General features: G+C 68.1%; 21 protein-coding genes. 10 read left to right on the plus strand and 11 right to left on the minus strand.

The features are described 5' to 3' along the window. Nucleotides 1–12: 12 nt before the first annotated feature. Both ASD38_RS01430 and rfbC read right to left on the minus strand, forming a co-directional pair. Nucleotides 13–882: an alpha/beta fold hydrolase gene (locus ASD38_RS01430; RefSeq protein WP_056456964.1), complete on the minus strand. Its 870-nt coding sequence runs from the start codon at nt 880–882 to the stop codon at nt 13–15. Then, on the minus strand, nt 879–1,451 hold the full coding sequence (gene rfbC, locus ASD38_RS01435) for a dTDP-4-dehydrorhamnose 3,5-epimerase (RefSeq protein WP_056456969.1): 573 nt from the start codon (nt 1,449–1,451) through the stop codon (nt 879–881). Before rfbC ends, ASD38_RS01430 begins: the two co-directional genes overlap by 4 nt. Nucleotides 1,452–1,483: 32 nt before the next feature. On the opposite strand from rfbC, the gene ASD38_RS01440 reads away from it, so the two are divergent. Continuing rightward, complete coding sequence (locus ASD38_RS01440) at nt 1,484–2,521, plus strand: glycosyltransferase family 2 protein (RefSeq protein WP_056443403.1); 1,038 nt, start codon at nt 1,484–1,486, stop codon at nt 2,519–2,521. Here ASD38_RS01440 and argE read toward each other — a convergent pair. Then, nucleotides 2,484–3,677: an acetylornithine deacetylase gene (gene argE / locus ASD38_RS01445; RefSeq protein ID WP_056456971.1), complete on the minus strand. Its 1,194-nt coding sequence runs from the start codon at nt 3,675–3,677 to the stop codon at nt 2,484–2,486. The genes ASD38_RS01440 and argE overlap by 38 nt on opposite strands. A gap of 100 nt (nt 3,678–3,777) precedes the next feature. On the opposite strand from argE, the gene ASD38_RS01450 reads away from it, so the two are divergent. Next, a complete protein-coding gene (locus ASD38_RS01450; protein WP_056456974.1) occupies nt 3,778–4,410 on the plus strand; it encodes a glutathione S-transferase N-terminal domain-containing protein in 633 nt (210 codons plus the stop codon). A gap of 149 nt (nt 4,411–4,559) precedes the next feature. On the opposite strand, the gene ASD38_RS01455 is transcribed toward ASD38_RS01450, so the two are convergent. Further along, nucleotides 4,560–5,093 (minus strand): FKBP-type peptidyl-prolyl cis-trans isomerase, encoded by a 534-nt coding sequence (locus tag ASD38_RS01455; RefSeq protein WP_056443412.1) that lies wholly within the window; start codon nt 5,091–5,093, stop codon nt 4,560–4,562. A 195-nt stretch (nt 5,094–5,288) separates the two neighbouring features. Between ASD38_RS01455 and ASD38_RS01460 the strand changes: the two genes are divergently transcribed. After that, nucleotides 5,289–6,155: a UTP--glucose-1-phosphate uridylyltransferase gene (locus ASD38_RS01460; RefSeq protein WP_056443415.1), complete on the plus strand. Its 867-nt coding sequence runs from the start codon at nt 5,289–5,291 to the stop codon at nt 6,153–6,155. Nucleotides 6,156–6,329: 174 nt separating this feature from the next. On the opposite strand, the gene ASD38_RS01465 is transcribed toward ASD38_RS01460, so the two are convergent. Together ASD38_RS01465 and tkt are read right to left on the minus strand one after the other, a co-directional pair. Beyond that, entirely contained in the window at nt 6,330–7,538 is a 1,209-nt protein-coding gene (locus tag ASD38_RS01465) for a threonine ammonia-lyase (RefSeq protein WP_056443418.1), read from the minus strand. Then, a complete protein-coding gene (gene tkt / locus ASD38_RS01470; RefSeq protein WP_056456977.1) occupies nt 7,535–9,496 on the minus strand; it encodes a transketolase in 1,962 nt (653 codons plus the stop codon). Before tkt ends, ASD38_RS01465 begins: the two co-directional genes overlap by 4 nt. Before the next feature lie 197 nt (nt 9,497–9,693). On the opposite strand from tkt, the gene ASD38_RS01475 reads away from it, so the two are divergent. Together ASD38_RS01475 and ASD38_RS01480 are read left to right on the plus strand one after the other, a co-directional pair. After that, nucleotides 9,694–10,257 carry an acyltransferase gene (locus tag ASD38_RS01475; RefSeq protein WP_056443429.1) on the plus strand — a complete coding sequence of 188 codons (564 nt, stop codon included), beginning with the start codon at nt 9,694–9,696 and terminating at the stop codon, nt 10,255–10,257. 22 nt (nt 10,258–10,279) lie between these two features. Continuing rightward, nucleotides 10,280–11,431, plus strand: a complete 1,152-nt coding sequence (locus ASD38_RS01480; RefSeq protein ID WP_056443432.1) for a glycosyltransferase — start codon at nt 10,280–10,282, stop codon at nt 11,429–11,431. Here the strand turns inward: ASD38_RS01480 and asnB (ASD38_RS01485) are convergent. Next, nucleotides 11,421–13,298: an asparagine synthase (glutamine-hydrolyzing) gene (asnB, locus tag ASD38_RS01485; RefSeq protein WP_056443435.1), complete on the minus strand. Its 1,878-nt coding sequence runs from the start codon at nt 13,296–13,298 to the stop codon at nt 11,421–11,423. The genes ASD38_RS01480 and asnB (ASD38_RS01485) overlap by 11 nt on opposite strands. 83 nt (nt 13,299–13,381) lie before the next feature. Here asnB (ASD38_RS01485) and ASD38_RS01490 point away from each other — a divergent pair, with 83 nt between their 5' ends. After that, nucleotides 13,382–14,620 (plus strand): glycosyltransferase, encoded by a 1,239-nt coding sequence (locus ASD38_RS01490; protein WP_082560639.1) that lies wholly within the window; start codon nt 13,382–13,384, stop codon nt 14,618–14,620. A gap of 9 nt (nt 14,621–14,629) precedes the next feature. Here ASD38_RS01490 and ASD38_RS01495 read toward each other — a convergent pair whose 3' ends face one another. Genes ASD38_RS01495 through ASD38_RS01505 form a run of 3 tightly spaced genes read right to left on the minus strand, consistent with a single transcriptional unit; the run spans nt 14,630 to nt 18,200 of the window. Then, nucleotides 14,630–16,009 carry a nucleotide sugar dehydrogenase gene (locus ASD38_RS01495; protein ID WP_082554806.1) on the minus strand — a complete coding sequence of 460 codons (1,380 nt, stop codon included), beginning with the start codon at nt 16,007–16,009 and terminating at the stop codon, nt 14,630–14,632. Then, nucleotides 16,006–17,190, minus strand: coding sequence for a DegT/DnrJ/EryC1/StrS family aminotransferase (locus ASD38_RS01500; protein WP_056456984.1), 1,185 nt, complete (start codon nt 17,188–17,190; stop codon nt 16,006–16,008). Before ASD38_RS01500 ends, ASD38_RS01495 begins: the two co-directional genes overlap by 4 nt. A gap of 44 nt (nt 17,191–17,234) precedes the next feature. Then, the gene (locus ASD38_RS01505) at nt 17,235–18,200 is read right to left on the minus strand and encodes a Gfo/Idh/MocA family protein (protein ID WP_162250244.1); all 966 of its coding nucleotides are present in this window, start codon (nt 18,198–18,200) and stop codon (nt 17,235–17,237) included. A gap of 181 nt (nt 18,201–18,381) precedes the next feature. On the opposite strand from ASD38_RS01505, the gene asnB (ASD38_RS01510) reads away from it, so the two are divergent. Then, the gene (gene asnB / locus ASD38_RS01510) at nt 18,382–20,301 is read left to right on the plus strand and encodes an asparagine synthase (glutamine-hydrolyzing) (RefSeq protein ID WP_082554808.1); all 1,920 of its coding nucleotides are present in this window, start codon (nt 18,382–18,384) and stop codon (nt 20,299–20,301) included. A gap of 39 nt (nt 20,302–20,340) precedes the next feature. On the opposite strand, the gene wecB is transcribed toward asnB (ASD38_RS01510), so the two are convergent. Beyond that, nucleotides 20,341–21,402, minus strand: coding sequence for a non-hydrolyzing UDP-N-acetylglucosamine 2-epimerase (gene wecB / locus ASD38_RS01515; RefSeq protein ID WP_056456987.1), 1,062 nt, complete (start codon nt 21,400–21,402; stop codon nt 20,341–20,343). A gap of 120 nt (nt 21,403–21,522) precedes the next feature. Here wecB and ASD38_RS24975 point away from each other — a divergent pair, with 120 nt between their 5' ends. The 3 genes from ASD38_RS24975 to ASD38_RS01530 are packed head-to-tail and all read left to right on the plus strand — an operon-like array spanning nt 21,523 to nt 23,737. Next, complete coding sequence (locus ASD38_RS24975; protein WP_056443448.1) at nt 21,523–22,119, plus strand: acyltransferase; 597 nt, start codon at nt 21,523–21,525, stop codon at nt 22,117–22,119. Between the two features lie 49 nt (nt 22,120–22,168). Further along, nucleotides 22,169–22,978, plus strand: a complete 810-nt coding sequence (locus ASD38_RS01525; RefSeq protein ID WP_162252115.1) for an ABC transporter permease — start codon at nt 22,169–22,171, stop codon at nt 22,976–22,978. A 3-nt stretch (nt 22,979–22,981) separates the two neighbouring features. After that, nucleotides 22,982–23,737, plus strand: a complete 756-nt coding sequence (locus ASD38_RS01530; RefSeq protein ID WP_056443455.1) for an ABC transporter ATP-binding protein — start codon at nt 22,982–22,984, stop codon at nt 23,735–23,737. Nucleotides 23,738–23,741: the final 4 nt, after the last annotated feature.

The raw sequence follows: 23,741 nt of genomic DNA on the forward strand, positions 1-23,741 counted from the left end.
GCCGCCGGACGGTCAGTCGGCCTCGGCCAGGAGGGCGGCGATCGCGTCCCAGGCCTCGGGCTCGGTCAGCATCGGCGCGTGGCCGACGCCCGGGACTTCGGCATAGGTCATGGCCGGCGCCGCGGCGCGCATGCGCTCAACGATCGGCGGATCGATCAGGTCGGAGATTTCGCCACGCACCAGCAACACCGGCCCGCAGGCGGCCAGGGCGCGGAACAGCGGGGTCATGTCGGCCGGCGGCGCCTCCGGGTCGGCGGCCTTGAACGGCGCGGCGATCTCGGGGTCGTAGGCCAGGACCAGGGCGCCTTCCGGCGTCTCGTCCACCAATCGACGGGCGAACGCCGCCCAGTCGGCGTCGTCGTGGTCGGGAAAGGCCGCGCCGTTGATCGTCTTGGCGTAGGCGGCCGCCTCGTCCCAGGTCGCGAAGGCCGAGTCGCCGCCGACATAGCCGCCGATCCGGGCCAGGCCCACCGGCGAGAGTTCGGGACCAACGTCGTTCAGCACCACGCCGGCGATGGCCTCGGGCCGAATCGAGGCCAGCACCATGGCGATGATCCCGCCCATGCTCGTGCCGATGAATGTCGCCCGCTCGATCCCCGTCGCCTCGAGGAGGGCCACGACGTCCATCGCGTAGGTCCCGGGATGGTAGTTCAGCGGTTGCGGATCGCGGGCGGAGCGGCCTCGGCCGCGCACGTCGACGGCGATGACCCGGCGGCCGAGAGCGGCGACGCGCCGGGCCAGGTCCTCGAAGTCGCGGGCGTTGCGGGTCAGGCCGTGGATGCAGATCACCGGAGCGCCGGAGACCGGCGCGGTCGGCGCGTAGTCGCGGGCGTGCAGGGCAAGGCCGTCCGGCGAGCTCCAGGTCAGGTCCGCGACGCTCACGCGGACGCGCCGTAGGCGAAGGGCGTGCTCAGTTCGGCCAACAGCGGCGCGGCGGCGTCGCGGGCGTTGGTCGTGATCGCGTCGGCCGGCAGGGTCCAGTCGATAGCCAGGGCCGGGTCGTTCCAGCGCAAGGTCCCCTCGGTCTCCGGCGCGTAGTAGTCGGTGACCTTGTAGATCACCTCGCAGTCGTCGGTCAGGGTGCAATAGGCGTGGGCGAAGCCCTTAGGGGCCAGCAGCTGGCGGCCGTTGTCGGCCGAGAGCTCGGCGCCGACCCAGCGGCCGAAGGTCGGCGAGCCTCGGCGGATGTCGACCGCGACGTCGAGGATCGCGCCGCGCACGCAGCGGACCAGCTTGTCCTGGGCGCGCGGCGGCGCCTGGAAATGCAGGCCGCGCACCACGCCGCGCCGGGTCGAGCGCGCGTGGTTGTCCTGCACGAAGACGCCGCCCGAAAAGCCGGCCTCGTCCAGGGCCGACTGGCGGAAGGTCTCCAAAAACCAACCACGCTCGTCGCCATGGCGCGTGGGCGTGATAAGCAGCACCTCGGGAATCGCCGCCGGCGTGATCTTCATCAATCGGACCCCTTGGAATGAGTTCGCCACGCATGGCTCGCCCGACCGGCAATGGCAAGAGCGAGGCGCCGCCTCTGATCAGCGTCGTCATCGTCGCCTATCAGAGCGGCCCGACCCTGGCGCGCTGCCTGAAGGGCCTGCGGGAGCAGATCTTCGGCGATTTCGAGATCCTGCTGGTCGACAACGCCTCGAGCGATGGCGCGCCCCAGGCGGCCGCGGCGGCCGATCCGGCGATCCGGCTGTTGCTGCCGGGCGCCAATCTCGGTTTCGCGGCGGGCAACAACCTGGCGGCGCGGGAAGCGCGCGGCCGCTGGCTGGCCCTGCTCAACCCCGACGCCTTTCCGGCCCCCGACTGGCTGGACCAACTGGTGGCGATGGCGCGGCGGCGCCCCGAGGTGAACTGCTTCGCCTCGCTGCAGCGCGATGCCGCCGAACCCGCCTTGCTGGACGGCACGGGCGACGTCATGACCCTGGCGGGCTTTCCCTATCGTGGCGGCTATCACAACCCCGCCCCGCCCGCCGTGCCCGAAGGCGAAACCTTCTCGGCTTGCGGCGCGGCCATGCTGATCGACCGCGCGCTGTTCCTGCGGATGGGCGGGTTCGACGAGCGGTTCTTCTGCTACTGCGAGGACGTCGACCTGGGCTATCGCCTGCGGCTAATCGGGGAGCCCACCCTGCTGGCGCCGCGCGCGGTGGTCGATCACGTCGGCTCGGCCTCGACCGGCGTGCGGTCCGACTTCTCGCTCTTCCACGGATCGCGCAACCGCATCTGGGTCTATGTGAAGAACACGCCGTCGGCCCTGTGGTGGACCGCGCCGCTGCACGTGCTGGCCACCCTGGTCCTGCTGGTCCGGCACCTGACGCGCGGCGAGGCGGCGCCCGCCTGGCGAGGGATCGTGGCGGCGCTGAAGGACCTGGGCCCCGCCCTGGCCGCCCGGCGCGAACTTCAGGCCGGACGCACCGCCGCCGTCGGCGAGATCGCCGCGGCCATGACCTGGAATCCCCTGGACCTGCTGCGCATGCGCAGCGTGATCAAGCCGCTGAGAGGTCCTCGATCAGGCGGCGCATGAAGGCCGCGCCGCGCTCCATCTGGCTGATCTCGACATATTCGTCGGGCTGGTGGGCCTGGTCGATCGAGCCGGGACCGCAGATCACGGTCGAGAAGCCCGCGCCCTGGAACTGACCGGCCTCGGCGGCGTAGGGCACCACGCGCGGCGGGCCGTTGTCGCCGGCGATGCGGCGGGCGAAGGTCTCGGCCGCGCCGTCGACCTCCGGCGCGAAGGCCGGGGTCATCGACCGCGTCTCGACCCGCACCCCGCCCTCCGGGGCCTTGGCCTTGACCTCGGCGTCCAGCGTTCGCGCCAGGGCGAAGAAGTCGGCCAGGATCGCCTTGGGGTCCTGGCCCGCCGGGACCCGCAGGTCGAAGATGAACACGCATTCCCGGGCCAGGATGTTGACCGCGGTGCCGCCGTTGATCTGGCCGACGGTCAGGGTCGCGCCCTTGGGGGTGAACGGCGAGGCGGGGTCGGCCTCGCGCTCCAGCCGCTCGGACAGTTCGACCAGATGGCTCATCAGCTTGATGGCGACCATGTTGGCCGAGACGCCCAGATGGGTCAGGCTGGAATGGGCCTCGCGGCCCGTGACCGTGACCCGGAAGCTGGCGATGCCCTTGTGGCCGCGCACGGCGACCATGTCGGTGGGCTCGCCGACCACCACCAGGGCGGGGCGGGGCAGTTCCTGGTCGATCACCGCGATCATGTCGGGCGCGCCCAGGCAGCCCACCTCTTCGTCATAGGAGAAGGCCAGGTGGACCGGGCGGTCGAGGCGGGCCTTGGCCAGGTCCGGGGCGGCGGCCAGGGCCAGGGCCAGAAAACCCTTCATGTCGCAGGTCCCCCGGCCGTAGAGCCGCCCGTCGCGCGCGGTCAGGACGAACGGGTCGCTGCTCCAGGGCTGGCCGTCGACCGGCACCACGTCGGTGTGGCCCGACAGCACGACGCCGCCGGGGATTTCCGGACCGATGCTGGCCAGCAGGTTGCTCTTGGTCCCGTCGGCGTTGGGCACCCGGCGCGAGCCGACGCCCAGGTCCGCCAGATAGGCCTCGACCCACTCGATCAGGGCCAGGTTGGACAGCCGGGAGGTGGTGTCGAAGGCCACCAGGGTGGAGAGGATGTCGACGGCGCGGGCGGCCAGGACTTCGGAGGACGAGATTTCGGAGGACGGGACCATGGCGCGACCCTAGCGCGGGTCTCGGCGCGCGCCTACCGGGGCTGAGCCTTAACGGCCGGCTTCGCGTTCTATGCTTCGAAGATGAGCGGAGACGCGCGCCATGATCGACCTCTACACCTGGACCACGCCCAACGGCCGCAAGATCCCGATCGCCCTGGAGGAACTGGGGCTGGAGTACCGCGTCCATCCGATTGACATCGGGCAGAACCAGCAGTTCGCGCCCGACTTCCTGACCATCTCGCCCAACAACAAGATCCCGGCCATCGTGGACCACGACGCGCCGGAGGGTCCTCAATCGGTGTTCGAGAGCGGGGCGATCCTGATCTATTTGGCCGAGAAGACCGGCAAGCTCCTGGCCCCTTCGGGTCCGGACCGGGTGGCGGCGCTGGAATGGACCTTCTGGCAGGTCGGCGGCCTGGGGCCGATGGCCGGCCAGCTGGGCTATTTCGCGCTGCGGGCGCCCGAGCTGGTCGAGCTGGCCATCGACCGCTTCGCCGACGAGGTGCGGCGGTTGCTGGGGGTGATGGAGGGGCGGCTGGAAAAGGTCCCCTACCTGGCCGGCAGGGAGTATTCGATCGCCGACATCGCCAGTTTCGCCTGGACCCAGGCCGCGCTGGAGATCCTGGAGCAGATCCAGCCCGACCGTCCCCCTCTACCGGCCGCGCGGGCCTGGCTGGAGCGAGTGGGCGAGCGGGCCGCCGTGCGGCGCGGCATGGCCGTGCCGAAGGTGTGAGGCGAGCGACGTTCAAGCCCGGTGCGTGGTCCTCGTCCTTCGACAAGCTCAGGATGAGGACCATTTTGCAGGTCGCGGCGGTAGAAAACCTCATCCTGAGCCTGTCGAAGGACGAGGTTTTCGCTTTCGAGACCGAATGTCGATCAGCCCTAGGCCGGCGCGCGTTGCTTGGGCGCCTGGATCTCCGAGGGCAGCACGTCGATCAGCTCGATCCGGAAGATCATCACGCTGTTGCCGGGGATCGGGCCCTTGTCCTGGGCGCCGTAGCCCAGTTCCGGCGGGACATAGAGGGTCCATTCGTCGCCGGGGCGCATCATGACCAGGGCTTCCCTCCAGGCCGGCACCAGGCCCTGCAACGGGAACGAGGCGGGCACGCCGCGCGCGTAGGAGCTGTCGAACACCGTGCCGTCGACCAGCTTGCCCTCGTAATTGACCTTGACCTCGTCGGTCGGGTTGGGCTTGGCGCCGCCCGGCGGACCCGAGCGCACGACCTTGTACTGCAGGCCGTCGGCCAGGGTGACGACGCCGGGCTGCTTGGCGTTCTGGGCCATGAACACTTGCGCGGCGGCCAGGCTTTCCTGCTGCTTCTTGCTGGGACCGCAGGCCGACAGGGCCAGGGCCGCGCCGAGGACGGCGGCAAGGAGAAGCTTGGGGGCGAGGGCGAAGCTGAGGGGGCGAACCATGAGACGACGGGCTCCGACGGATATTCGTCCGTGCTAGACCAATTCGCGTTCGCCCGCGCGCCGATTTTGGGCGCTCCCAAGTTTGGCCCCGGTTTGAGACGGACAGTCACAGAACAGTGGTGGCGCGGGATCGCGGCGCGCCCTAGAAACCGTCCCCACCCAGTGATCCTCCCAGCGACCCTTCACGAGGCCCTCATGAAACCCGTCCGCAAAGCCGTCCTTCCCGTCGCGGGCTTCGGCACCCGGGTCCTGCCCGGCACCAAGACCACCCCGAAGGAGCTGCTCAACGTCGTGGACAGGCCGATCCTGTCCTACATCGTCGAGGAAGGCCGCGCGGCGGGCATCGAGCACTTCGTCTTCGTGACGGGGCGCAACAAGGGCGCGATCGAGGACTATTTCGACCACCAGGTCGAGCTGGAGGCCGCGCTGGCCGCCAAGGGCAAGACCGAGATCCTGGAAGAGCTGCTGGGCGAACTGCCCCGGCCCGGCGAGATGAGCTTCGTGCGCCAGATGGCCCCGCTGGGCCTGGGCCACGCGGTCTGGTGCGCCCGCGACATCGTCGGCGACGAGCCGTTCGCGGTGATGCTGCCGGACATGGTGATGTCGGCCGGCACCCCGGCCCTGGCCCAGGCCATCGAGGCCTACGACCAGAAGGGCGGCAACATCGTCGTGGTCGAGCCGGCCCCCGAGGGCATGGCCCACCAGTACGGCATCGTGGCGCTGGACGGCCGGGACGGGCGCCTCAACCGCATGACCGGCATGGTCGAAAAGCCGCCGAAGGGGACCGAGCCCTCGAACCTGTTCATTTCGGGCCGCTACATCCTGCAGCCGGAGATCTTCGACCTGCTGGAAAAGCAGGGCAAGGGCGCGGGCGGCGAGATCCAGCTGACCGACTCGATGCTCTCGCTGCTGAAGACCCAGGACTTCCACGCCCTGGAATACGAGGGCGAGACCTATGACTGCGGCGACAAGATCGGCCTGCTGCGGGCCAATGTCGCCCTGGCCCTGAAGCGCCCCGACCTGGCCGACGCGGCGCGGGAAATGATCAAGGGGCTGCTGTAGTTCGCGCCGCTCCCTCTCCCCTTGCGGGAGAGGGTGGCCTCCGAAGGAGGTCTGGTGAGGAGTTGAAGAACGCAAAAAGCCGCGACAGGCCGAAGGGCCGGTCGCGGCTTTTCTGTTTGAGAGATCCCTCATCCGGCGCTTCGCGCCACCTTCTCCCGCAAGGGGAGAAGGATGTTAAACCGTCCGCGGCGGGTAGCCCTTCTCGCGCAGGGCGTCCATGACCTCCTGGGTGTGCTGGGCGTCGCGGGTCTCGATGGTGATATCGAACTCCGCGCCCTTGGCGGGCACGTCCAGGGCCAGGCGGTTGTGGTTTACCTCGATGATGTTTGCGCCCATCGTGCCGATGACATTGGCCACGGTCGACAGCAGGCCTGGGCGGTCGTCGCCGACGATGCGCAGGGACACCAGGCGCTGGGCGCGCACCAGCTCGCGGGTCAGGACCGAGGCCAGCAGGCGGGTGTCGATATTGCCGCCGCACAGGATCAGGCCGCACTTCTTGCCGCGGAAACGCTCGGGATAGGCCAGCAGGGCGGCCAGGGAGGCCGCGCCGGCGCCTTCCGCGATCGTCTTTTCGACGTTGCAGTAGAGGGCCACGGCCTGCTCGATGTGCGGCTCTTCCAGCAGCAGCACGTCGTCGATCAGCGGCCGGGCGACGCCGTAGGTCAGCTCGCCGACCTGCTTGACCGCCACGCCCTCGGCGATGGTCTGGCCGCCGCAGTGGGCGGCGACGCCGCGCATCTTGGCGGTGAAGGACGGGTACATGGCCGGCTCGCAGCCGATGATGCGGATGTCGGGCTTGACGGCCTTGGCCGCCGTGGCCACGCCGCTGATCAGGCCGCCGCCGCCAATCGGCACCGGCAGGACCTCGAGGTCGGGCGCGTCCTCCAGCATCTCCAGGGCGATCGTGCCCTGGCCGGCCATGATGTCGTAGTCGTCGAACGGATGGACGAAGGTCAGGTCCTGCTCGACCTGCAGCTTGCGGGCGTGGGTGGACGCGTCGTCATAGGTCTCGCCCTCGATGACCACGGTCGCCCCGAAGTCGCGGGTGTGCTGCACCTTGATGAACGGGGTCGTCTTGGGCATGACGATGGTCACCGGCACGCCGAGGCGGGCGCCGTGATAGGCCAGGCCCTGGGCGTGATTGCCGGCGCTGGCGGCGATGACCCCCCGGGCCTTCTCGGAATTGGACAGCAGCATCAGCTTGTTGAGCGCGCCGCGCTCCTTGTACGCCGCGGTGAACTGCAGGTTCTCGAACTTCACCCAGACTTCCGCGCCGGTGATCTTGGACAGCGTCCGGGAATAGCGGCACGGCGTGCGCTCGATCTGGCCCGCGAGGCGGGCGGCGGCGGCGCGGATGCTGTCGATGTCGAGCGTTCGGCTCATGTGCGGTGCGTCTCGGCCAGTTTCGTCCTGGCCAGTTCGACGACGTGCTTGGCCGTGATGCCGAAGGTCTCGAACAGTTCGGCGGCCGGCGCGCTGGCGCCGTAGCCCGTCATGCCGACGAAGCCGCCGTCGGCGCCGATATAGCGATCCCAGCCTTGGCGAACCCCCGCCTCGACGGCGATGCGGACGCCAGCGGTCCCGACCACGGTCGAGCGATAGGCCTGGTCCTGGGCTTCGAAAAGCGACCAGCAGGGCATGGAGACGACGCGGGTGGCGACGCCTTCGGCCTCCAGTTGGTCGTACGCCGCGACGGCGACGGCGACCTCGGTCCCCGTGGCGAAGAGCGTGACCTGGGCTTCGCGGGACGCCGCGCGCAGCTCGTAGGCGCCGCGGGCGCTGAGATTGCCGTCTGAAGCCTGCCGCCGAACCGCGTTGGTCTTCTGGCGGGACAGCACCATCACGGACGGGGCCTTGGGGTTCTTCAGCGCCAGCGCCCAGCATTCGGCGACTTCCACGGCGTCGGCCGGCCGGAAGACGTTGAGATTGGGCATCGCCCGGAGGCTGGCGACCTGTTCGACGGGTTGGTGCGTCGGGCCGTCCTCGCCCACGCCGATGGAGTCGTGGGTCATCACATGGACGACGCGAACTCCCATCAGGGCGCCCAGGCGGATCGCTGGCCGCGAATAGTCGGCGAAGGCCAGGAAGGTGCCGGCGTAGGGGATGACGCCGCCGTGCAGCGCCATGCCGTTCATCGCCGCCGCCATCGCGTGCTCGCGGACGCCGTAATTGACGTGGCGTCCGGCATAGTCGGGCTGGTCGAACGTGCCCATGCCCGACACCAGGGTGTTGACCGAGCCGGTCAGGTCGGCCGACCCGCCGATCATCTCCGGAATGGCCGGGACCAGAGCCGCCAGCGCCTCGCCCGAGAAGACCCGAGTCGCGTTGCTGGGCGCTTCGGTGACGCGCTTGGCGATCAGGGCGTCCAGGCCCTCGAAGGCGTCGGCCGGCAGCTGGCCGGTCACGGCGCGCCGGAACTCCGCCGACTTCGGGGAGGCGGCGACCTCGCGCTCCCAGGCCTTGCGCACCCGCGCGCCGCGCTTGCCCGCCGCCCGCCAAGCCTTGGCCACCGTCTCGGGCAGTTCGAACGGCGCGTGGGACCAGCCAAGCGTCTGGCGCGCCGCGGCGGTGTGCTCGGCGCCGAGCACGCCGTGCGCCTTGTAGTGGCCTTCCATCGCGCCCGCGCCACGGCCGATCTGGGTCTTGCAGGCGATCAGGGTCGGACGGTCCTGCTTGGTCGCCCAGGCCAGGGCCCGGCGAATCTGGCCGTGGTCGTGGCCGTCGATGGCCTTGGTCGCCCAGCCGGCGGCCTTGAACCGGGCGATCTGGTCGCCGCTCTCCGACAGGCTGACCTTGCCGTCGATCGTGACGTCGTTGTCGTCCCACAGCACGGTCAGTCGCGACAGGCGCAGGCGGGCCGCCAGGCTGATGGCCTCGTGGCTTACGCCTTCCATCAGGCAGCCGTCGCCGGCGATCACCCAGGTCCGGTGATCGACCAGGCCTTCGAACCGAGCGGCCATGGAGCGTTCGGCCATGGCCATGCCCACGGCGGTGGCCAGGCCCTGGCCGAGCGGGCCGGTCGTGGTCTCCACGCCGGGGGTGTGGCCGTATTCGGGGTGGCCGGGTGTCAGCGAGCCCAGCTGGCGGAACCGCTTCAGCTGCTCGATCGTCACTTCCTTGACGCCGACCAGGTGCAGCAAGGCGTAAAGCAGCATCGAGCCGTGGCCGGCCGAGAGCACGAAGCGATCGCGATCGGCCCAGTCGGGCTTGGCCGCGTCGAACTTCAGGAACTTCGTCCAGAGCACGGTCGCGACGTCGGCCATGCCCATGGGCATGCCGGCGTGGCCGGAGTTGGCGGCCTCGACCGCGTCCATCGCCAGGACGCGGATCGCATCGGCCATGACCAGAGCCGCGTCACGCGGCTCGGAGGGGAGTTGCGAAGAGCTCATGGCCGTCTTTTGTCGGATCGGAAAAAGAGCGCCTCTCTGCCCTATTGCGCCTCGACCCGCAAGGGAACGCGCAAGCGCGGGGGCATGTTGCCAAGGGCGACGGGAGGGATTAGGTCGAACCAGCCCCGAAGCTTGCCATGGATTGAAATATGTCGGTCAACGTCCATCCGTCCTCGTATGTCGACGACAACGTGGAATTGGGGGAAGGCACGTCGATCTGGCATTTCTCGCATATCCTGAGCGGGTCCCGGATCGGCAAAAACTGTTCCTTCGGCCAGAACGTCATGGTCGGACCCAACGTCACGATCGGCGACAACTGTCGCGTCCAGAACAATGTCAGCCTCTACGAGGGTGTCGAGCTGGAGGACAATGTGTTCTGCGGGCCGTCCTGCGTGTTCACCAACGTGGTGACCCCGCGCTCGGGCGTGAACCGGCGGGGTGAGTTCGCGCCCACCCGGGTTCGCAAGGGCGTGACGATCGGCGCCAACGCCACCATCGTCTGTGGCTCGGAACTGGGCGAGTACGCCTTCATCGCCGCCGGCGCGGTGGTGACCAAGGACGTCAAGCCGTTCTCCCTGATGGCCGGGGTTCCCGCCCGCCGCATCGGTTGGGTCAGCCATGCCGGCGAAGTGCTGCGCGCCGATCTGACCTGTCCCCGGACAGGCGAGAAGTACGAGGTCGTCGACGGGCAGCTCCAACGCGTCGGTGGCTGAGGTCGACCGACCCGGTGAGGGCTTGAACGTCCTCCTGATCGCTCGCCACTTTCCGCCGCTCGTGTCGGGCGGCGCGCGACGTCCCTATCTGCTGGCCCTCGCCCTGGAGGCGCTAGGCGCCGAGGTCCGCGTCGTCGCGCCGGGCCTGCCGCCTGGCGTGAAGGGCGTCGTCGCGCCCCTGCTTCACGCGCCGCCCCTCGAGCAAGCCGACGCCCCTCCGGTCCCCGCGCCGCCCCCGACCCTGTCGGCGCGGCTCCGCGACCTGGCGCGATCATGGCTGCTGTGGCCTGACGCCGAGATCCGCTGGGTGCGGCGAGCGGTTCGGGCCGCGGGGTCGCTGGAGGGGTTCCGCCCCGACTGGATCCTTACCACCAGCCCGCCGGAATCGATCCATTGCGCCGGCCCAGCCCTGCGCCGCCGCCACCAGGCCCGCTGGGTCGCCGACCTGCGCGACGAGTGGCTGGCCCGTCCGTTCCGCGCTGAGCTGTCCCATCCGTGGCGCCGGATGGTGGAAGGCGTCATCGCGCGGCGGTTGTTAGTCCGGGCGGACCTGATTATCGGCGTGGACGCGGTGGTCGCACGGGAGGCGCGACGTCTGGCGCCTGGTCGCCCGATCGAGGTGCTGGCCCAGTTCGCGGCGCCGCCGCCTCCGCCGGTCGACCTGGGACCCGGAGGAGTCCACGTCCTCTATACCGGCAGCGTGTCGCTTTCGGATCCGGCTTGCGGGATCGAGCCGCTGTGCGCCGCGATCGCCGCCACCGTGCGCCGACGTTCGGACCTGGTATTCCATTTCGTTGGCCGGCTGACCCCGGAAGAGAGGGCCGCGCTGCGGGCGACCGGGGCGGGAGACGCCGTGCGCCTGCACGGACCGCGCCCCTATGACGAGACGCGCGCGATGCAGGCGGCCGCGGACGGCTTTCTGGTCACCGCCGCGCCCGACGCGACGGCCATACCGGGCAAGGTCTACGAATACCGCGCGGTCGGCGCGCCGATCATCGCGGTCGGCGAAGGACCTTGGCGCGCGATCGGCGGCTACGATCCGGGCGACGCCGCCGATCGTTTGTCGAGCCTGGCCAAGCGGCGGCCTGGCGAGCGCGACGGTCCTGTCGCGGACACCCCGGAGGACGCCGCGCGGCGCCTGCTGGCGATGATGCGCGCCGTGGTCAGAGGCTGATCTCGAAGATCGCGGCCCAACGAAGGAAAACCGCGATGCGGAACGCCGCGGCGTTGGCGTCTCCGGACAGGCCGACCCGGGCCGTGATCGCGTCCAGGGCCGCGGGGTCGAAGATATCGCTCTTGCGCGCCTCGGCCAGGCGTTCCAGGGCCCAGGGCCGCCAGCGGTCGGCCATCCACTGGTCCTGCGGGGTCACGAAACCCAGCTTGCGACGGCGGCGCGCGATCTTGTCCGGGATCAGGCCGGTCGCCGCGCGGCGCAGGACGTCCTTCGTCCAGCCGTCGCGCATCTTGGTTTCGGCCGTCATGCCCAGGGCCAGATCCACCACGCGCGGCGCCAGGTAGGGCAAGCGGCTTTCGACGCCGTGCGCCATGGCGTTGCGGTCTTCGAAGCGCAGCAGGGCGGGCAGCGACGCCCGGGCCAGCATGTCCCGTGTCATGGCGTCGTAGCGATTGCAGCCCGGGCGGTGGGGCGCGGCGTCCGGCTCGCGGCCGCGGACCGGCCAATCCTGGGGCGGATACCGTCCCCTTAGGCGGGCCATCTTGCGCAGGCCGGTTTCGGGCAGCAGCCTGATCAGCGCCGACTTCGCCAGGGTGGAGGTCGAGAACACGCCGCCGTCGCCGGCATGGGCCCGGCTGGACCTCAGCGCGCCGCCGAGGTCGAGGGCGGCGAGGCGATCCGCCAGGTGGTAGCCGATCATATGGTCATAGCCGCCGAACAGCTCATCGGCGCCCTGGCCGTCCAGCATGACCTTTAGGCCTTCTTCCCGCGCGCTGCGGAACACGAACCATTGCAGGCAGATCGAGCTGTGGCCGAACGGTTCGCCCTGGGCTTCGATGACGTCGTCCAAATGGTCCAGCATCTGGTCCGCAGTCGGCGTGATCAGACGCGCGGGATGGCGGTCGCCGGCGAGGGCGGCCTCGAGATAGGGGCGCTCGGACAGGGCGTCGTCGTCATCATAGACGGCGCTGATCGTGTGGATACCGCGCGAGCCTCGCGCCTCCAGGGTGTTCTGGGCCAGGCTCACCAGCAGGGTTGAGTCCAGGCCGCCAGACAGGCAGCTGCCGACCGGAACATCGGCTTGCAGTCGCAGCGCGACCGCATCGTCCAGGGCCGAACGCAGCTGCTCGGCAAGGTCGTCTCCCCGTGCCGGCGGCGCCGTCAGCTGGGTCCACGATGTGAACGCTTCGCGCGTCGGCGGGCGGGCGGGGTCGAGATCGAACTCGCCCCAGCAGCCGGCGGGAACGCGCTTGATATCCGCGAAAAAGGTGTCGTCGCCGGTGTCAACCGAGCCGACGTTCAGAAAATCGGCGGCGACGTCGGCGTCGAGCCGCCGGCCGTCGGGCAGGAAGGGCAGGAGCTGCCGGACGTCGGACGCGAAGGCGAAGCCCCGGTCCTGGCCCAGGCCGACGCGGGCCCACAGCACGGGCTTCTCGCCGAACCGATCGCGGGCCACGATCAGTTTGCGGCGGCGCGCGTCGTGGATCGCGAAGGCGAACATGCCGTCGAATCTGGCTAGGGCGCCCGGGCCCCAGTGGTCCCAGGCGGCCAGCAGGACCTCGCTGTCGCCCTCGGTGTGGAAGGCATGCCCCAACGCCTGGAGCTCCGTCCGCAAGGCGCGGTAATTGTAGATCGCGCCGTTGAACACCATGTGGAGGCCGGGATCGTCGGCCGACACGCGTCGCGTCATGGGCTGGTCGGACGCCGTCGAAAGATCGTAGATCGCCAGCCGGCGGAAGCCCAGGACGACCGGAACCTGTCCGTCGAGGCCTTCTCGCCAGCCTTCGCCGTCCGGTCCGCGACGCTGGATCGGCGCCAGCATCCTGCCGTCGCGAATAATGCCGATCGAGGCCCAGATGCCGCACATGGTCTTCGACTCCGACTCCCGGTTGGGCGATAGCGTGGACAAATCGCCTGTCCGTCGCGGCGAGGCCTAGGGTATACGAAACCATGCCGCAAGCCCGAGAACCCCGCCAGATCCTGGCGGGCCGCCGTATAGCCTTGGTCGCGAAACTCTTTGATCGCGGCGACGGCCGCCTTCTCAAGCAGCGCGCCGCCCTGCGGGCCGCTGGCGCTGAAGTCGGATGCTTCGCGATGATCGACCACGCCCGGTCCGCGCCGGACGTCACGACACCCGACTGGCGGGCCGCGCGGACGCGGACGGCGATGACGGGCGGGATCGTGCTGGCCGCGGGAGTGTTCGGGGCCCGTCTGGCGGCGGGCCGGGCGACGCGCGATGCGATAGGTGACGCCTCCAGCTGGCTGGCCTATCGCGGCCAGGTTCGGGCCCTGGCCGACGTCCTGGCCGCCTGGCGCCCTGACGTCGTCGTCTGCTCCGATCCGGAGACCCTCCCGGCGGTGGTCCGCTTCAAGGCTCTGGGCGGCGGGGCCGTGCTCTATGACGCGCACGAGTTCCATGAGGAGGAAGACCACACCGATTCCGGCCGGCAGGCCTGGGTTCAAAAGGTGGAGACCCGGGCGGCGGGCGCGATCGACGGCTTCGTCACGGTCAATGCGGGCATCGCGGCGCTCTATGCGGAACGACGTCCCGGCCTGCCACCTGCGGTCATCGTCCACAACGCCGGCGAGCTGGAGACGCCGCCGGCTTATGATGGCCGCCTCCACCGCGCGGCCGGCTTGCCGGCCTCGACCCGCATCCTGCTCTTCCAGGGCGGACTGGCGCCGATGCGCGGGCTCGAAGCGCTGGTCGACGCCGGCGCCCGGCTTCCAGAGGGGTGGGCCCTGGTGCTGATGGGGTCGGGGCGCCTGGAGCCCAGCTTGCGGGCGCGGGCAGACGCCGATCGGGTGCGCTTCGTGGCGCCCGCGCCGTTCGCCGAATTGCCTCAATGGACCGTGGGCGCGGCCCTGGGCGCGCTGCTCTACGAGGACCTGAACCTCAATCAGCGCCACTGCAGCCCAAACAAGCTCTGGGAGTATCCGGCGGCCGGCGTTCCAATGCTGGCGACGGACCTGCCCGAGATCCAGCGACTCGCGTCGCCGTACGGCGTGGCCTTCTTCGTGCCGTCGGGGGCGGGGGCGACGGATATCGCCGCCCGGGTGGCTAGCCTGACCGACGCCGATCTGGCCGAGGCGCGCGTCGGGGCGGCGGCGTTCACCCGCCTTCACAGCTGGCGCGCGAACGCCGAGGCTTTCGTCTCGGAGGTCGCGCGCCTCGCCGCGGATCGATAGCCCGGAGGCTTAGGCCCGAACGATCTTGCAGCCGTGGGTCTTGGCGTAACGCGCGGTGGCGTTGCGCGTGTCGACGATCAGCGGCAACTGTTCGAGCAGCAGTTCGTAGTCGACGTTGTCGTGGTCGGTGGAGATCAGCGCGCAGTCGAATTGCGCCAGGTTCTCCGCCGTCAGCGGGGTCGACTCCCAGCCCGCCAGCTCAGGATGTTCGCGGGTGGCGGGGATCACCGGCAGATACGGGTCATGGTACGAGACCTTGGCGCCGCGGGACTGCAGAAGATCGATGAGGATCAGCGACGGGCTTTCACGCATGTCGTCGATGTTCTTCTTGTAAGCCAGCCCCATCACCAGGATCTTCGCGCCATTGATCGCCTTCGACAGGCGATCGCTGAGTCCGTCAGCCACGGCTTCGATTACGTTGCGCGGCAGCTGGTTGGTCACGTCGCCGGCCAGCTCGATGAAGCGCGTCGACAGGCCAAACGCCCGCGCCTTCCAGGTCAGGTAGAAGGGGTCGATCGGGATGCAGTGACCGCCCAGGCCCGGACCCGGATAGAAGGCGTGGAAGCCGAACGGCTTGGTCTTGGCGGCGTCGATGACTTCCCAGACATCGATGCCCATGTTGTTGTAGACGCCCTTCAGTTCGTTGACCAAGGCGATGTTGACGAGCCGATAGATGTTCTCGGTCAGCTTCACCGCCTCGGCAGCGCGCAGGCTCGAGACCGGCACCGGCGTGGTGATCAGGCCATACAGGGCGACGCCGATGGCGCGCTCCGCGTCGGTGTCGGCGCCCACCACCTTGGGGATGGTGCTGGTGTTGAAGTGCGGGTTGCCGGGATCCTCTCGCTCGGGGCTGTAGGCCACGGCGAAGTCACGTCCCACCTTCAGGCCCGAAGCTCGCTCCAGGATCGGGATCAGCACTTCCGAGCTGGTGCCGGGATAGGTGGTGGATTCCAGAACCACCAGCTGCCCGCGACGCAGAACCTTGCCCACGGCCTCGGTCGTGTCGCGCACGAACGACAGGTCGGGCTCGCGGTGACTGTCGAGCGGGGTGGGGACGCAGAGCAAGATCGCGTCGGCCTCGGCCAGGCGTTGCGCTTCGAAGGTCGCCTCGAAGCGGCCGCTGGCGCGCATCTGGGAGACCACCTCGTCGCCGATGTGGGCGAAGTAGGATTTGCCGGCGTTCAGCAGTCCGACGCGCGGCTGGTCGATGTCATAACCGATGACGCGCACGCCGCTCTCGACGAACGCGCGGGCCAGGGGCAGACCGACATAGCCCAGCCCCATGACGCCGACCGTGACGTCGCGCGCCTCGGCGCGGCGCACCCACTCCACCGCGAGGGCCTCGAACGCCGCGTCGGTGTCGTGCTTGGAGAACAGGTCGATTTTCATGCGTTTTGGCCGATCGCGTTGCGAACGCTCTGGGTGATGTAAGCCTGATCTTCCGGCGACAGGTCGGGGTGCATCGGCAAGCTGATGACGCGCGAAGCCTTGTCCACCGTGACCGGCAGGCCCGACGGGGCGAGCGGGTGCTCGGAGTAGGCCGGTTGCAGGTGCAGCGGGATCGGATAGTAGGCCGCGGTCGGCACGCCCACCGCCTTCAGCTTCTGGGCCAAGTCGTCGCGGTCCTCGACCTCGATGGTGTACTGCGCCCAGCTCGAAACGCCGCCGGCGATGACGATCGGGGTCTTGACGACGCCGGCCAGCTGTTCGGCGTAGCGATTGGCGATCGCGTTACGCTGCTCGATCTCCCAGGCGTAGACGTCGAGCTTTTCGAGCAGGATAGCGGCCTGGATCGTGTCGAGACGGCTGTTCATGCCGACCCGCATGTTCAGGTACTTGGGATCGTGGGTGAACGAGCGACCCTCGATGTCCTTCTGGGTCGCCTTGCCGTGCACGCGCAGGGAGTCCATCAGTTCGACCAGGCCGGCGTCGTTGGACAACACCGCGCCGCCGTCGCCGTAGCAGCCCAGCGGCTTGGCCGGGAAGAAGCTGGTCGTGGTGCAGTCGGCCCAGTGGATCGGATGCTGGCCGTTCAGGGTGCAGCCGAAGCCTTGGGCGGAGTCGGCGATCAGCTTCAGGCCGTGCTTCTTGGCGATGGCCGCGATGGCCGGATAGTCGGCGGGCTGGCCGAACAGGTCCACGGCGATAACGACTTTCGGCGTCAGGCGTCCTTCGGCCTTCACCTTCTCGATGGCGGCCTCTAGGTCTGCGGGATCCATGTTGTAGGTGTCGGCCAGGACATCCACGAACACTGGCGTCGCGCCCACCCACGGAACGACCTCGGCGGTCGCGGCGAAGGTGAAGCTGGGGCAGAACACGGCGTCGCCCGGACCCACGTTCCAGGCCATCAGCGGCAGGGCGAGCGCGTCGGTGCCATTGGCGCAGGACAGCGCCAGCTTGGCTTGGCCGAAGTCGGCGAGGCGCTTTTCGAATTCGCGAACTTGCGGGCCCATGATCCACTGGCCGGCGTCGACGGCCCCCATGACGGCCTTGTCAATGCGGTCGCCCAGGCGGCGGCGTTGAGCAAGAAGGTCGATGAACGCGAGCGGCGTGGAGGGAGAGGTGGCCATCAAGGAAGCTCCAATTTGAGTCCGATTTTGAGAGTGTGAGGATCTTAGAGCGCGTTGGCCGCGCTAGCCGTGGCGGCGGCCAGAACCTTGAGCACGCGGATGCCCTCGTCAGCGGAGGTCTCCGGTGCGGCCACACGACCCGTCACGACGTCGAGGAAGTGCTGGCATTCGCGCTTCAGGGGTTCGTCGGCGGGGTAGGGGATGACCTCGGCGTCGCCCTTGACGGGCTCCGGCGCGCCCGACGTCCTCTTGATTCCGTGGCGATACAGGCGAAGCTTGTCCGCGGCGGCCGAGTCCTCGAAGACCAACATGCCGGTCTCGCCGACCACGGTCAGCATGTGGCGTTTGAACGGGTGCAGCCACGAGGTGAAGACGTGAGCGCGGGCGCCGCCCGGGAAAGCCATTTCGATGCGGCTCATATCGTCGACGCCTGGAGTGACGGACGAGACGCCCGTCGCCGAGATCTCGACGGGGTCGGCGTCCATGATCGTCAGCAGCATCGACAGGTCGTGAGGCGCGAAGCTCCAGCAGACGTCTTCCTCGACCCGGAACTTGCCCAGGCTCAGGCGATCCGAGTAGGCGTAGAGCACCCGACCGATGGCGCCGTCCTTGATCATGCCGGCCAGGGTTTCGAACGCGGGGTGGTAGCGCAGCAGGTGGCCGACCATCAGCGCCTTGCCGGCGGCCTCGGCGGCGGCCTTCATCCGCTCGGCGTCCTCTACGGTCAGGGCGATCGGCTTTTCGACGAAGACGTGCTTGCCAGCGCGCGAGGCGGCGATGCAGATCTCGGCATGCAGCTCGGCCGGCGCGGCCACGGCGACGCCTTCGATCGACGAATCCGCCAGGCCCGCTTCCAGGGAGAGCGCGCGGACGCCGTACGTGGAGGCCAGGGCTTGGGCGACTTCCGGTTGCTGATCGATCACCGCGGCCAGGGCGCCCAATTCCGAGAAATTACGGACGAGATTCTTGCCCCAGTAACCACATCCGACGACCGCGATACGTCCGACCAAAATAACGCCTCCCGTTTGGAGGGTCGGGCATACCTTTTCAACAACCGCACGTAAAGCAACGAGATTAAGACATTTCAGGAGCTGGGCCTTGACGTTCCGCGTCTAGGGAACTGATGGTTGGAAACCGGCCTTCACCCATATAAGAACCCAGCTCAATCCAAGCTCGTCGTCGGAGATCGGTATGTGCGGAATAGCGGGCATGATCCACCTTGATGGTGAACGCGTGCCTCAACTCGCGCGACGGCTGCAGATGATGAACGACATCCAGGCCCACCGCGGCCCCGACGGTCACAGCATCTGGACTTCGCCGGACGGCTCGGTCGGCCTTGCGCACCGTCGCTTGGCGATCGTCGATCTATCTGAGCGCGGCGCCCAGCCCATGAAGGGCGAGGACGGTTCGGTCCTGGTCCACAATGGCGAGGTCTATAACTTCCACGAGCTGCGCGAGACGTTCGCCGGGCGCTGGACGTTCAAGAGCGGCACCGACACCGAGGTCATCCTCGCCGCCCACAGCCAGCTGGGCGACGCGGCCGTCGAGCGCTTCCGCGGAATGTTCGCCTACGCGCACTGGCAGCCGGAGACCCGGCGCCTGGTCATCGCGCGCGACCCGTTCGGCATCAAGCCGCTCTACTACGCCCAGGTCGGGCGGACGCTGATGTTCTCGTCCGAAGCCAAGACCCTGCTGCCCTTCCTACCCGACGTCGAGACTGACCCGCACGCGTTCGCCGAATATGTGGCGCTGCAGATCCCGCTCAGCGACCGCACCCTGTTCGCGGGCATCCGCCAGCTGCCGGCCGGCCATACGCTGGTCTGCGAGAAGGGTCAGGTGAAGATCCGCGCCTACTGGAGGCCCGAGTACAATTGTATCGACATCAGCCAGGCTGAGGCGACCGATCGGCTGTCGGCCCTGATCGAGGACTCCCTGGCGCTGCACCTGCGCAGCGACGTGCCGGTCGGCGCCTATCTGTCGGGCGGGGTGGATTCCAGCCTGATCGCGATCATGGCCGCCGACAGCCACCACGAAAACCGTGACTTCTTCCACGGCAAGTTCACGCAGTTCCCGGGCTATGACGAGAGCGGCTATGCGCGCGAAGCCGCCGGCCTAGCCTCGGGCCGGCTGCACGAGATCGACATCACCGCGGCCGATTTCATCGAGTCCATGCCCAAGGTGATCTACCACCTGGACCAGCCGGTGGCCGGGCCAGGTTCGTTCCCGCAATACATGGTCTCCAAGCTGGCCGGCCAGCATGTGAAAGTCGTCCTCGGCGGACAGGGCGGCGACGAGATCTTCGGCGGCTACAGCCGCTACATGGTCGCCTATCTGGAGCAGTGCCTGCGGTCCGCCATCCAGGGCGAGGACGATCCCGGCACGCGCGACCTCAGGTTCGAAACCATCCTCCCGCAGCTGGACTCGCTGCGGGAATACCAGCCGATGATCAAGTCGAGCTGGTCGTCGGGCCTGTTCGGGGCGTTCGACGAGCGCTACTTCCGCCTGATCAACCGCACTGTCGACATGGCCGGCGAGGTGGAGATCGAAGATCTCCCGATGGCCGACGTCCATCAGCGCTTCACCGCCGAGTTCAACGCGGACGGGGTGGGCGAGCGAGCCTATTTCGACAAGATGATGCGGTTCGACATGCGGTTCCTGCTCCCGGCCCTGCTGCAGGTCGAGGACCGCATGGGCATGGCGCACGGCATCGAGTCCCGCGTGCCGTTCCTCGACCGTCCCGTCGTCGAGTTTGTCTCGTCGTTGTCGCCGGGGATCAAGCTCAAAGGCGGGGTCTCCAAGCACCTCCTGCGCGAGGCCTTCGGCCACCGCCTGCCTCCATCGCTGCTCACCCGCCGCGACAAGATGGGCTTCCCCGTGCCTCTCAAGGAGTGGTTCGGCGGTGAGCTGAAGAGCTTCGTCCACGACACGTTCCACAGCGCCCGGGCCGGCTCGCGGCCGTGGATGCGCCGCGACGTCGTGCTGAAGAACATGACCCAGATGGGTTCGTTCTCGCGGACCGCGTGGGGAATGCTGTCTCTGGAGCTGTGGTACCAGCAGTTCCACGATGTGGCCCACCAACACCGCCGGACGGTCGAGGCGATGGCCTCCTGAGTTCGGCGCGAGCCGAACCAGGAGGCTCCGTCCCGGGCTCTATCGGTCCGCGCTCGCGAACCAGTCGTCGATCCGCTCGACGATGCGGTCGGCGGCGTGGCCGTCGCCGTAGTCGGCGATCTCGCGGCGCGGCGCGGTGTATTCGGGTGTCCGCCAGAGACGATTCCAGCCTGCGTCGATCGTCTCGACCCATTCGGTCTCGTCGCGCAGCGTGACGCAGGGGCGGCGGTGGAAGTAGGCTTCTTTTTGCAGCCCGCCGGAATCGCAACAGACCAGCTCGCAGCCGTTGATCAGGCGCTGCAGGTCCAGATAGCCTGCGGGATCGATCGGCATGAAGCCGTCAAGGCCGATACCGGCCTCCTCGCAGATCTTGCGCGTCCGCGGGTGCACCGGAAACACGATAGGCCGCGTTCCCGCTGTGGCGCGGACATAGTCCAGCAGCTCCCGCAGCCGGCTCAGGTCGTTGGTGTTTTCGGCGCGATGGATGGTGCAGAGCACGTAAGGCGTGCCCTCGAGCCCCAGGTCTTTCACGATGGTGGAGACCTCGTTGGCGCGGGCCGCCGCCTGCTGGGTCGCGTCCTGCATGACGTCGCCGATGGCGTGCACGCCCTTGAGCAAGCCTTCTCGCCGCAAGTTCGTCACCGCCGTTTCGGTGGGGCAGAAGAGCAGGTCGCTGACATGATCGGTGAGGACCCGGTTGATCTCTTCCGGCATCACGCGGTTGAACGACCGCAGACCGGCTTCGACGTGGAAGACGGGGATGGAAAGCTTGCTGGCGGCCAGGGCCGCCGCGAGCGTGGAGTTGGTGTCGCCATAGACCAGCACGCCGTCTGGCTTCTCGGCGATGAACAGCTGGTCTAGAGCTTCCAACATGCGGCCTGTCATCTGGCCGTGAGAGCCGCCCGAGATGTTCAGTTTGAACGACGGCGCGGGAATTCGCAGCTCGTCGAAGAATACGTCGGACATGTTCGTATCGTAGTGCTGACCGGTATGGACGAGATACGAATTCGATACGGCGCTTTGTTGAAACGCGCGTTCCACTGGAGCGGCTTTGATAAATTGGGGGCGTGCGCCGACTACACTGAAAACACGGCGTTGCATTATGCGAAGCTCCAGATTCCGTTGAGCGAGAGCGGGTGTGGGTTGTGTGTGCTCGCTTGACACGTAGACGCTTTTTAGGCCATTCCGTCGCCACCAAATCGCGGACTAGATGATAAATTAATGACCGTTCTGATCCACCCGACGGCCGAAGTCCATCCGCTGGCGAAACTGGGTGAAGGTGTAAAGGTTTGGAATAACGCCCAAGTCCGAGAGCGCGCCGTGATCGGCGACAGGACTGGGGTTGGCAAAAATGCATTTGTCGACATGGACGTACAAGTTGGATCTGACTGTAAGATTCAAAATAATGTCAGCGTATATCTGGGGGCGGTCGTTGAAGACGGGGTCCTGCTTGGTCCTCACTGCGTACTGCTGAACGACCGCTTTCCGCGTGCGATCAATGCTGATGGTTCGTTCAAATCAGCCAGCGACTGGGTCGTCTCCGGCGTGACCGTCCGCTATGGCGCGTCCATCGGCGGCGGGGCGATCCTGACGCCCGGCGTGACGATCGGCCGTTGGGCCCTGGTCGGCGCCGGCTCGGTCGTGGCCAAGGACGTGCCCGACCACGCGCTCGTGGTGGGCAACCCCGCCCGCATCATCGGTTACATTTCTCCCGCCGGGCGCCGGATGTCTGTGGTGTCGCAGGATGGCGACCGCGTGTTCCTGGCCTCGCCCTGTGGCTTCGAACTCGAGATCAGCGGCTCGGTGGCGACAGTCTAAATTTGGCCCGGTTTCCCGGCTTCCTCCGGGGGGCTCAGCTCGCGGTCGCTTGCCGCTCGGACGGATGATGAAAAACGCACTCAATACTAGTTTTCGGGATCTGCGGGAAAGCATCGCCCGTCTCCCGCTGGCCTTCTTCCTGGCCTGGCAGGACATCCGGCTGCGTTATTCGCGATCGTTGATCGGCCCGTTCTGGGTCAGTATCTCTATCCTCGTGACGGCCTGCGCGCTGAGCTTCGTCATGACCGGCCTGTTTGGCGGCGAGTTGCGCAAGGCGCTGCCCTTCGTGCTGACCGGCATCATCATCTGGTCGTTCCTGTCCCAGTCGCTGATCGAGGCCTGCACGACCCTGATCGTGGCGCGTGGACACCTGACCGGTGCGCCCATGCCCTACGGCCTGATGATCATGTCGACGGTCATCCGCAACGTGATCGTCAGCGCCCACCACCTGTTCGCGTTCATCTTGGTCGCCATTTTCGTCGGGATTCGTCCGGACTGGTCGATGCTGCTGATCATCCCCGGCGCCCTCCTCGTCGTGACGGCGGTGACGGGCCTGGTGTTCGCGGTGGCGTGCCTGACCCCGCGATTCCGCGATCTGATGCCCCTCATCACCATGGTCATGGGCATCGGCGCCCTGTTGTCGCCGGTCTATTGGCGGCCCGAATCCCTGGTCCGCAACCGCGGGATCGTGGCCCTGAACCCCATCACCTATCTGCTCGACGTGCTGCGGGCGCCGTTGATCAACGAGCACACCATGCCCCATGCCTGGAGCGCCGCGGTGGTGATCGCCCTGGTGTGCCTGCTCGTCGGTGTGGGCACCTTCGTCCTCACCCGTCGACGTCTGCCTTTCTGGATCTGACCCATGGCTAGCCTCAACCTCCGCAGCGTCACCCTGAACTTCCCGGTCTATGGCGTCGCCGCGCGACAGTTCCGGTCGCAGATCATCAAGCCGCTCAAGCTGGGCCGCAGCTCCGCCGACCACAACCGTCTGCTGGTGCGCGCGCTCAATTCGGTGACGATGTCGGCCAGCGCCGGCGACCGCATCGCCTTGATCGGCGGCAACGGCGCGGGCAAGTCCACTCTGCTGAAGCTGATGGCCGGCATCTACGAACCGACGTCGGGCGTCATCGAGCGTCGCGGCACCATCCGCACCCTGCTCGACATGAGCAGTGGCATGGAGGAAGACACCAGCGGCCGCGACAATATCGTCATCCGCGCGCGCTACATGGGCGCCAGCACCAAACAAGCCAAGGCGCTGGTCGACGAGATCGTCGACTTCGCCGAGCTGGGCGAATTCATCGACCTGCCGATCCGGACCTATTCGGCCGGCATGCGCATCCGCCTGGCCTTCTCGATCGCGACCAGCTTCAACGCCGATGTCATGCTGATCGACGAGGTGCTGGGCGCCGGCGATGCGGCTTTCATCGACAAGGCCACCGCGCGGATGACCAACATCATCAAGAACGCCGGCCTGGTCGTTCTCGCCACGCACGCGCTGTCGCTATCGGACGCGATCGCCCAGCGAGGCATCTTCATGAAGGATGGCCGCATCGCGTTCGACGGCCCCTATCAGGAGGCCGTGGCGGCCTACATGGCGTCCACCCACGCGGCGGCGTAACCCG

The organism is Caulobacter sp. Root487D2Y, assembly GCF_001427165.1.
In the GTDB taxonomy this organism is placed as follows: Bacteria; Pseudomonadota; Alphaproteobacteria; order Caulobacterales; family Caulobacteraceae; genus Caulobacter.